At 67.4% G+C, this 8,886-nt stretch carries 10 protein-coding genes; 5 read left to right on the forward strand and 5 right to left on the reverse strand.

Annotated features, from left to right (window positions below):
- Positions 1 to 28 precede the first annotated feature (28 nt).
- The gene (mltA, locus tag V7082_RS08395; protein WP_334147614.1) at positions 29 to 1,147 is read left to right on the forward strand and encodes a murein transglycosylase A; all 1,119 of its coding nucleotides are present in this window, start codon (positions 29 to 31) and stop codon (positions 1,145 to 1,147) included.
- Positions 1,144 to 1,779: a Smr/MutS family protein gene (locus V7082_RS08400; protein WP_334147615.1), complete on the forward strand. Its 636-nt coding sequence runs from the start codon at positions 1,144 to 1,146 to the stop codon at positions 1,777 to 1,779. Before mltA ends, V7082_RS08400 begins: the two co-directional genes overlap by 4 nt.
- 326 nt (positions 1,780 to 2,105) lie before the next feature.
- Here the strand turns inward: V7082_RS08400 and V7082_RS08405 are convergent, their stop codons facing one another.
- Positions 2,106 to 2,630 (reverse strand): invasion associated locus B family protein, encoded by a 525-nt coding sequence (locus V7082_RS08405; RefSeq protein WP_334147617.1) that lies wholly within the window; start codon positions 2,628 to 2,630, stop codon positions 2,106 to 2,108.
- Between the two features lie 76 nt (positions 2,631 to 2,706).
- Complete coding sequence (locus tag V7082_RS08410; protein WP_334147619.1) at positions 2,707 to 3,276, reverse strand: RNA methyltransferase; 570 nt, start codon at positions 3,274 to 3,276, stop codon at positions 2,707 to 2,709.
- A 70-nt stretch (positions 3,277 to 3,346) separates the two neighbouring features.
- Between V7082_RS08410 and V7082_RS08415 the strand changes: the two genes are divergently transcribed.
- Positions 3,347 to 4,321: an NADPH:quinone oxidoreductase family protein gene (locus V7082_RS08415; protein WP_334147621.1), complete on the forward strand. Its 975-nt coding sequence runs from the start codon at positions 3,347 to 3,349 to the stop codon at positions 4,319 to 4,321.
- A 72-nt stretch (positions 4,322 to 4,393) separates the two neighbouring features.
- Here V7082_RS08415 and V7082_RS08420 read toward each other — a convergent pair whose 3' ends face one another.
- From V7082_RS08420 to V7082_RS08430, 3 genes are all read right to left on the reverse strand, one after another.
- A complete protein-coding gene (locus tag V7082_RS08420) occupies positions 4,394 to 5,020 on the reverse strand; it encodes a TPM domain-containing protein (RefSeq protein ID WP_334147623.1) in 627 nt (208 codons plus the stop codon).
- A gap of 14 nt (positions 5,021 to 5,034) precedes the next feature.
- A complete protein-coding gene (locus V7082_RS08425) occupies positions 5,035 to 5,802 on the reverse strand; it encodes a TPM domain-containing protein (RefSeq protein WP_334147637.1) in 768 nt (255 codons plus the stop codon).
- A 448-nt stretch (positions 5,803 to 6,250) separates the two neighbouring features.
- Complete coding sequence (locus tag V7082_RS08430; protein ID WP_334147625.1) at positions 6,251 to 6,868, reverse strand: LemA family protein; 618 nt, start codon at positions 6,866 to 6,868, stop codon at positions 6,251 to 6,253.
- A gap of 278 nt (positions 6,869 to 7,146) precedes the next feature.
- Between V7082_RS08430 and V7082_RS08435 the strand changes: the two genes are divergently transcribed.
- Together V7082_RS08435 and V7082_RS08440 are read left to right on the forward strand one after the other, a co-directional pair.
- Positions 7,147 to 7,647 carry a hypothetical protein gene (locus tag V7082_RS08435; protein WP_334147627.1) on the forward strand — a complete coding sequence of 167 codons (501 nt, stop codon included), beginning with the start codon at positions 7,147 to 7,149 and terminating at the stop codon, positions 7,645 to 7,647.
- Positions 7,648 to 7,808: 161 nt separating this feature from the next.
- Positions 7,809 to 8,735: a ParA family protein gene (locus V7082_RS08440; RefSeq protein WP_334147629.1), complete on the forward strand. Its 927-nt coding sequence runs from the start codon at positions 7,809 to 7,811 to the stop codon at positions 8,733 to 8,735.
- Positions 8,736 to 8,886: the final 151 nt, after the last annotated feature.

The raw sequence follows: 8,886 nt of genomic DNA on the forward strand, positions 1-8,886 counted from the left end.
CATGCCGCTTGGAGCCCGAACGTCTGAGTTGGCGAAAGTCACCGCGACGTTCGAGCCCGTCCCGTTCTCCGCGCTTCCCGGCTGGGAGGGGGACAATCACCTCGCCGCGTTCCGGGCCTTTCTCCGCTCCGCTGCAGCACTTGACGGATCGGGCGCAGCGGATGGGGCGGGCGGGACCAAAGTGGATGATGCGCCGCTGGTCGCGGTCGCCGGTCGCGCCGTCGCATGCCAGGCCAGCATCACGACGCGGGACGACGCCAGAGCCTTCTTCGAACGCCATTTCGTCCCCCACCGCGTCGTCCACGATGGCGCCGAGGGCCTGCTCACCGGTTATTACGAACCAGTGCTGGCCGGAGCGCGCACGCCCAACGGCCCGTTCCGCATCCCCGTCTATCGCCGCCCGCCGGACCTCGTGAACCTCGTGCGCGAGGAAGAGCGCGGGGCGCTCGCCGACGGCCTGACGCACGCGCGCCGGACGGCGGACGGCGTCGAGCCCTACGCCACCCGCGCCGAGATCGAGGAGGGCGCGCTCTCGGGCCAGGGCCTTGAGCTCGTCTGGATGACGGATCCCGTCGATACGTTCTTCATGCACATCCAGGGCTCGGGCCGCATCCGTTTCCCTGACGGCCGGACGATCCGCATCACCTACGACGGCAAGAACGGCCATCCCTACACGTCGGTTGGGCGCGTCTTGATCGACGCCGGCCATTTCACGCCCGACGAGATGACGCTCGCCGCCTTGAAGACCTGGCTTGCGGCCGACCCCGTGCGCGGCCGCGAGACCATGCGCGAGAACCGCTCCTTCGTGTTCTTCCGCGAGCTTGCCAACGAGGCCGACGGTCCGCTCGGCGCACGCGGCATCCCGCTGTCGGATGGACGCAGCCTTGCCGTCGATACGGGCTTCCACGCCATCGGCACGCCGGTCTACGTCAGCGCGCCGACGCTCGAGACGGGAAACGGCGCGCCGGCCTTCGAGCGGCTCATGATCGCGCAGGACGTGGGCTCCGCGATCCGCGGCCCCGAGCGCGGCGACATCTATTTCGGCTCCGGCGATGAGGCCGGCCAGCTGGCCGGCGCTACCAAGCATCCGGGCCGCTTTTTCGTGCTGCATCCGCGCGCCGGCGGGGCGCCGGACGGAACGTCATGAGCAAGCCGCCCCACCCGCCGCGGCGCCGCCACCTCAGCAAGGAGGACGAAGCGCTCTGGGAGCACACTGCCGCCTCGCTGAAGCCACTGCGCCAAAGGAAGGGGCGCCATCATCCGGGCGTCACCGAAGCAGACGAAACGCCCCCGTTCGCGCCGAAATCGAAAAAGACCAACATGGCCGCACCGCACGGCGCGGCAAAGCGCGATGCGAAAACGCCGCCGGCGGCTGCGAAACCAAGCGGCAAAGCGACGCCCGGTCTGGCGTCCTTCGACCGCAAAGCCGCGCGCCGCCTGCGCCAGGGACAGTTCGAGATCGATGCCCGTATCGACCTGCACGGGATGCGGCAGCACGAGGCCCACGCGGCGCTACGCCGGTTTCTGATCTCGTGCTTCGGGCGTGGCTTGAAGTGGGTGCTGGTCATCACCGGAAAAGGCGGGCCACAGAAGCCGCGCGACGACGACTATGGCTGGTCGGCTCCCGAGCGCGGCGTATTGCGCAAGAACGTTCCCATGTGGCTCGCCGAGCCTGAGCTGCGCGCCATCGTCGTGAGCTTCACGACCGCCGCCGTTCCCCATGGCGGCGAGGGGGCGCTCTACATTCAGCTCCGCAACCCCGGCCGCGCCCGTCCCTAGGGTCGTTCCGACTTAGGTGGAAACATGGTCATGCGAGCAATTGGCGTGTCTGGATCCCGGCCTGCGCCGGGATGACGTCATTTGTATGCAGGCGGGCTACGCAAACTCAACGTCACTCCGGCGAAGGCCGGAGTCCAGACGGGCTTGCGCATGTCGAACCGCTGTTCCATCTGAAACGGAAACTCTCAAGGGTCGTTCCGTTTCAGATGGAATTGTCCCTCCCCCTCACTCGCGCGCTTGCGTGCGCGACCTCTCCCCGTCATGGCGGAGCCATGCTTCGCATGGACGTATCGCTTCCGGGTGAGGGGGGTGAGCGCCGTGAGCCTTTACTGGCAGGCGCTCGTGATCGCCTCGAGCGCCTGCCCGAAGCCGGCGAGCGAATAGGTGTCGGTCGTCCGCGTGCCGCGCGTCGAGGTCGCCTGTAGAACGAGCTTCGAGCCCGTCTTCATGGCTTGGATGAGCTTGGCTTCCTCGGCGGCGTCGGCAACGTAGGCGCGGTCCTCGTCGGCGAAGAGCCGGAAGGCGGTGTCGTCGACCGTGGCGGACACGGGTGCCTCCGGACTCATGCGATAGCCGAGCTTGGCGGAGAATTCGGCCTTGACCCCGTCCTTCGGCCACGCCGAGACGTAGAGCACGACCTTCGAGCGATTGGCGCCCGCCGGCTCCTTGGTCTTGGGTTGCGAGGCGGCAAAGCAGATCTTCGGCCCATCACCAGCGTTCCGGTGCACGAGCCAGTCGCCGTAAGCACCGGTTTTCAAGGAGCCTTCTTCGGCCTCCTGGGCGAGGCCAGGCGCGCAACGGACGGCTCCGAGAACGACGAGAAGGAAAATCGTGGCGAGAAGCGGTCTCATGCGACGGTCGTCAGCCCCCTGGGCGCGCATTAGCTGGCGAATCCCCGCTTCTTATACGAGGTGATGCGCCGTCCTGTCACCCGTCCGTCCGTCCCTTCCGGTGGCCGTCGGCGCGCACGCCTCCGGTCGCTCCCGCAGGTCCTCCTTCCGAGATCGGCCGCTCCGCGAACGGAGCAAGGCTCTTGACGCGATCGTACATGACGATTGCGCCGGCCATCGCCACGTTGACGCAAAAGCTGGTCGGGATCTTGACGGTGAAATCGCAGCGCGCGAGCAGCGCTTCGGAGAGCGAGCCGCGCTCGGGCCCGAGCACATACGCCGCCTGCAGCGGATGGCGGAAGCTTGGCAGTGCGATGGCCTCGTCCAGAAGCTCGATACCGACCAGCTTGCAGCCCTTGGGCAGGATCATGTCGCCAGGGGCCGCCCAGTTGTAGTGCGGAAGGTGCCAATGTCCCTTGGAGGTGTCGGCGCGCGCTTCGAGCGCCTGGTACTGGGCGCCGATGGTGAAGGTGAAGCTTGCGCCGAAGGCATGCGCCGAGCGCAGCAGATTGCCGAGGTTCAGCGCCTTCGACGAGCGCTCGGCGCCGATGGCGAAGTAGCCGCGGGATTTCGGAGGCCAGGGAGAGGGGGCGGCTGGCGTGATCATCAAAGGGCTCGCTTAGGATGCGCTCTCCCGTTAGGAGAAGCGGCGGGAATCCGGTTCCGGGAGGTCACACATGAAGGCGGCCCTTTGCAAGAGCCTCGATGGCCCGGGGGCCCTCGTGGTCGAGGAGATCGCCGATCCCGTGGCCGGGCCCGGCGAAGTCGTCGTCCGCGTCACCGCGGCCGCTCTCAATTTCTTCGACACCCTGATCACGCGTGGGAAATACCAGACACGCCCCGCGCTGCCGTTTTCGCCGTCGGGGGAGATTGCGGGCGTCGTCAAGAGCCTCGGCCCCGGGGTGACGGGCGTCGAGGTTGGTGATCGCGTCGCGGCGGCGGTGGGCTATGGCGGCGCGCGCGAGCGGATCGCCGTACCCGCCGAGAGCCTGATCCCCGTTCCGCCCGGTGTCTCCGACGTGGTGGCTTCCGCCGTCAGCGTGACTTTCGGCACGGCCATTCACGGCCTCAAGGACCGCGGGCGCCTGAAGCCCGGCGAGACGGTGGCCGTGCTCGGCGCGTCCGGCGGCGCCGGCCAGGCGGCGGTCGAGATCGCGAAGCTGATGGGCGCCCGTGTCATCGCGGCGGCCCGCGGCGACAAGCTCGACATCTGCCGGGCGGCCGGCGCCGACGAGACGGTGGATTACGACGCGGTCGATCTCAAGCAGGCGCTCAAGGAGATGACCGGCGGCCGCGGCGTTGACGTGGTCTATGATTGCGTTGGTGGACAATACACCGAGCCCGCTGTGCGCGCGCTCGCCTGGGAGGGGCGCTTCCTCGTCGTCGGGTTCGCGGCCGGCGACATCCCGAAGCTGCCGCTCAATCTGCTGATGCTGAAGGGCGCGGACGCCATCGGCATCTTCTGGGGCGAGGCCGTGCGACGCAATCCGGCCGGCCACCGCGCCAACATGGTCGAGGTCCTGCGCTGGGTCGCGGAGGGTAAGCTCTCCGTCCGCATTCACGCCACCTATCCGCTGGCCGAGATCCGCGAGGCCATCGGCGTCCTCGACCGCCGCGAAGCCGCCGGCAAGGTCGTCCTGACCCTCGCGTAAAGTCAGAACGCGCGACGTCCCTCGCGTTGATGGACGCTTGCATGGATGCCGAAAGGCAGCACGTCGCGACACTCAGTCCACATCCAGCACGATCAGATGATCGGGGAGCTCGTTGGCATCGCACGAGCCCGGCGGGAAATGCTGGGCGAGATGTCCGCCGACCTCCTCGATGGCCGCGACGAACCCGTCCGTGTGGCGGCCGGCGGTGAACTGAGCCGTGAGACGTGTGACGATGTCCTGCCACGTGCCCGCCGCGACGCGCGCCTCGATGGCGGCGTCGGCGACGATCTCCGCATGCCGCTCGGCGAGCGAGAGGAAGATCAGAACACCGGTGCGTCCGGAGGTCGTGTGCAGGTTCTGCGCGACGAATTGCTCGATCGCCCGCCGATGCGCCCGCGCGCGCTTGATGGAGCCCGGCACGATCCAGTAGCGAACCGGCCGCGGCAGCGTCGCGCCGAGCACCACCGCGAACGCGGCGACCTGCGCCAGATAGATCCACGCCGCCGGCCACCAGGTCCACAGGATGAGCGGCCAGGGCACCAGCAGCGCGACGACGGAGGCCCACAGGAAGGGCGCATAGAGATAGGAGCTGCTCGCAGCCGCGACGACGGCGACGATCTCGCCCGACGTGGCCTTCTCGGCCCGCGCAATCGCCTCCGTAATCCTCTGCTCGTCGCCTTCCGAGAACATCGGTCTCATCGCAATATCCCGAGTTACCAGCTTCCTGATCCGCCGCCGCCGCCGAAGCCGCCGCCGCCTCCAGACCACCCGCCTCCTCCGCCCGACCAGCCGCCACCACCCCAGCGTCCCGATCCCCCGCCCGGAAAGACGATCATGCCGTTGTCGCGGCCACGCCCCGCGCGGCGCCGTTGGGCCGCGCCGCCCATGGTCTGCGGCTGTTGCGCGGCGTAGCGCGATTGCGCGTAGAGGATATAGAGGAAGATGGCGATCCAGACCGCGATCATGAACAGCCCGAGCCAGTCGGGACCGTCGCCCGCGTCGAGGCCGCGCGCGCGCTCTTTCACGGCTTCCGCATCGCCGAGCAGCGTATCCTTGACGTCGCGCACGCCGGCGCGGATGCCGGCACCGAAGTTGCCGTGGCGGAACTCCGGCAGGATCGCGTTCTCGATGATGATCTTGCTCATGAGGTCGGTGACGACCGGCTCGAGCCCCCGCCCGACCTCGATGCGGACCTTGCGCTCATTGGGCGCCACGATGAGGAGGACGCCGTTGTCCTTGCCTTTCTCGCCGATGCCCCAGTGGCGGCCGAGCTGATAGCCGTAGTCCTCGATCTCGTAGCCGCCGAGCGATGGCACGGTGACGACGACGAGCTGGTCGGTTGAGGCCTGCTCGAGCGATTGCAGATCGGCGAGGATGGCCGCCCGGTCCTCGGCCGAGAGGAGGCCCGCGGTGTCGACGATTTGCCCCGTGAGCGCCGGGAACGTCGGCGCGGCCCGTGAGGGACCGCACGCGAGCAACATCACGGCCAGCGCGAGAGCGAGCGGGATTGCGAAGTCACGGCGCCAGGCTCTGACGTGTCTGGATCCCGGCCTCCGCCGGTATGACGTTGGAGATGGGCAATCCCGTTGCCACAAACAGTCCGTCACTCCGGCGAAGGCCGGAGCCCAGATACGTCGAAGATGGACACCACCGTCCAGCTCACAGATCTCTCGGACGAGCCGCAGAATCGCGATGGCCAGCCGCATCATTGCATGGCGGCAGCGCAGACATCCCCCCTCCCCTTTGCGGCGAGGGGCCAGGGGTGGGGAGAAGCCAAGCAACTCACGTTGGTCCGTCGTCATCGCCCCGCCTCGCACGTCATGCCGAAGGCATGCCCAGGAAGATGCACGCCGAAAGCATGCTCAGGAGGACGGCGACCCTCCCCGTCAATGGAAAGTAGAGGAAGGAGCGCCATCCGACCGAAAGGATCTACTTGCTCGTACCGAAATCGACCTTCGGCACCCTCTGCTCCTCGGCCGGAATGTCGAACGTCGCCATTTCCTGCGCCGACGGATAGAGCGCCATCCTCCAGAGGCGGCCCGGGAACGTCGCGATCTCGGTGTTGTACTGACGGACGGCCTGGATGTAATCGCGCCGCGCGATGGAGATGCGGTTTTCCGTCCCCTCGATCTGGCTCTGCAGCGCCAGGAAGTTCTGCCCCGACTTGATGTCGGGATAGTTCTCGACCACCGCGAGCAGTTGGCGCAGCGCGCCGCCCAGCGTGTTCTGCGCGTCCTGGTACTGCTTCATGGCGTCCGGGTTGGTGAGGATGTCGGCCGGCACCTGCACGCTCACGGCCCTGGCGCGGGCTTCCGTGACGTCGGTCAGCACCTTGCGCTCCTGGTCGGCGAAGCCGCGCACGCTTTCGACGAGGTTCGGGATCAGGTCCGAGCGCCGCTTGTACTGGTTCTGCACCTCGGCCCACGCGGCCTTGGCGCTCTGCTCGAAGGTCGGGATGTTGTTGACGCCGCAGCCGCCGAGGGCAAGCGCTGCGAACGCGGCGGCGACCAGGGCGAACGGACGGAACGTGCGGAGGGCTGGGGTCATGACATGAGCCTCAAAGAGTGGGTCTGAACAGGATGACGCAGCAATGCGGCCGGAAGCACGATAACGACAGAACAGGCGATAGGGAGAGGAAGCATTAGCAGACGGCCGGGCATCGGAAAATCGCGGACACGCCGGGATGGGCCCCCGCAGCTTTCGCTCCGGATTAATTAAATCATACACCCGCTCAATGTCTTGCGATTAACCAAGGAACCATCGGGCGCGCGCGTTGCCCGTTTCGAGCAGGTAATTTCGAAGCTCCCTGTTGGAGCATTTCTCCCATGCCGTTGCGTTGCTCGTCCGCGCGTCTCGCCCTCGTCCTCGCCCTGTCTCTGGCGGCCGCAACGCCGGCACTGGCCTGCCGCGGGGACTGCTACGGGGTCGTCGAGACCGAGCCGGTGGTCGTCTTTCGGACCGAGCGCTTCGAGGTCGCCCCGCGCCGCGTCGATTACGTCATGACGCCGCCCGTCACCCGCACCGTGATGCAGGAGATCGTCGTACGGCGCGCGGGCTATCGCTGGAAGACCGTTGCCGGGCCCTACGGGGAGCGCCGGTGCAAGGTCTTCGTACCCGCCGAGGTCAAGCGCGTGCCGCGCCAGGTGGTCGTCGCCCCCGGGCGGCGCGTGCGCGTGGTGACGCCGCCGGTCTATGTGCTCCGCGACCGCGCCGTCGCCGTGCGGCCCGCGCACCGCATCGTCTACGAGCATCCGCTGGTCATCGTGCGCGCCCGCACCCCCGTCCTCGTCCGCAGCGGCGGCGTGGCCTGGGTCCGCGCGTGGTAAACGCATCCTATAGCAGGTTGACCCGCGCCGCCGTCGCATCTTGACGGCGCGCCGCGCCGACCGGAATACGATTTCCGCGCGCGCTTCGCGAGACCGCCACAATCTCGACGCACATCGGATAGCGGCAGCGGAGATTGGGGCAGGGGAGGCCCCGCATCGTTATGCGCAATGTGATTGCTGTGATGAACACGAAGGGGGGCGTTGGCAAATCGACGCTGGTGCTCGCGCTGGCCGAAACGCTCTCGGTCTATCACGGTAAGAACGTTCTGGTGATCGACAGCGACTCGCAGGCCTCGGTGTCGAGCATGCTGATGACCATCCCGAACCTGCATCGCCTGCAGCAGAACGGCCTGACGATCGTCGATTTCCTCGTCGCGCGCGTGCTCCAGGATGCGGCCGTCGATTGGCTGCGTTTCATCGTCAGGAACGTGTCGGATGTCGACGATGCGCGCAGCGTTTTCCTCATTCCGAGCGACATGCAACTTACGCTGTTCGAGCGCGAGGTGTCGAAGGGAAGCCAGCACGGGCGCCTGCGCGCGGCCATCTCCGCCCTGCTCGGCGAGGCGCGCCGCGTGTTCGACATCATTCTCATCGACTGCCCGCCGGGACTGTCGGTGCTGACGGAGAGCTGGCTGCGCGAAGCCGACTATCATATCTCGCCGACCAAGGCCGACTATATCTCCGTATGCGGCCTCGAGGTGTTCCGCCGCTTCAAGGCGCTGAACCCGGAGATGGGATTTGCGGAGAACCTCGGCGTGCTCGTGAACATGAAGGACATCGGCTCGCCGACGGAGGAGGATTATCACGCCTGGCTGGTGAGCAATGCCGAGAACCGCGTGTTCGAGCAGGTGATCCCGCGCTCCATCGCGTTGCAGGAGGCCGCGCGCTTCCACGCGCCCGACCGCTCCTATTTCGCGAAGTATCCGGGCGCCACGGGGGCGGCCGTGCGCAAGCTCTGCGAGGAGATGCTGACGCGCATGGGAATGGCTGCGGCAACCACGAGCGTCCCGGCTGCGCCACCGCCGCTGGTGCAGGAAGCGAGCACACCGGACATGCCGCTCGCCGCCGCGCCGTCGTCGCCGGCCTAGAGCGTTTTCAAGCGAAGTGGAATCCACTTCGCGCTAGGAAAACGCGTCAAACCAAAACCATAGAGCCTCGCCTTTGATCCTATCAGAGGCGAACAGGCTCTAGGCTCCGGACTCAATTGCACCACCAGACGGTCGCGGCAGCGATGAGCAC

The organism is Hyphomicrobium sp. (assembly GCF_036833075.1).
Lineage (GTDB): Bacteria > Pseudomonadota > Alphaproteobacteria > Rhizobiales > Hyphomicrobiaceae > Hyphomicrobium_C.

Excerpts from the sequence above, each read along its gene's own strand:
- V7082_RS08400 (WP_334147615.1), top strand. The coding sequence starts at position 1,144 with ATGAGCAAGCCGCCCCACCCGCCGCGGCGCCGCCACCTCAGCAAGGAG.
- V7082_RS08405 (WP_334147617.1), bottom strand. The coding sequence starts at position 2,630 with ATGAGACCGCTTCTCGCCACGATTTTCCTTCTCGTCGTTCTCGGAGCC.
- V7082_RS08410 (WP_334147619.1), bottom strand. The coding sequence starts at position 3,276 with ATGATCACGCCAGCCGCCCCCTCTCCCTGGCCTCCGAAATCCCGCGGC.
- V7082_RS08415 (WP_334147621.1), top strand. The coding sequence starts at position 3,347 with ATGAAGGCGGCCCTTTGCAAGAGCCTCGATGGCCCGGGGGCCCTCGTG.
- V7082_RS08420 (WP_334147623.1), bottom strand. The coding sequence starts at position 5,020 with ATGAGACCGATGTTCTCGGAAGGCGACGAGCAGAGGATTACGGAGGCG.
- V7082_RS08425 (WP_334147637.1), bottom strand. The coding sequence starts at position 5,802 with ATGTTGCTCGCGTGCGGTCCCTCACGGGCCGCGCCGACGTTCCCGGCG.
- V7082_RS08430 (WP_334147625.1), bottom strand. The coding sequence starts at position 6,868 with ATGACCCCAGCCCTCCGCACGTTCCGTCCGTTCGCCCTGGTCGCCGCC.
- V7082_RS08435 (WP_334147627.1), top strand. The coding sequence starts at position 7,147 with ATGCCGTTGCGTTGCTCGTCCGCGCGTCTCGCCCTCGTCCTCGCCCTG.
- V7082_RS08440 (WP_334147629.1), top strand. The coding sequence starts at position 7,809 with ATGCGCAATGTGATTGCTGTGATGAACACGAAGGGGGGCGTTGGCAAA.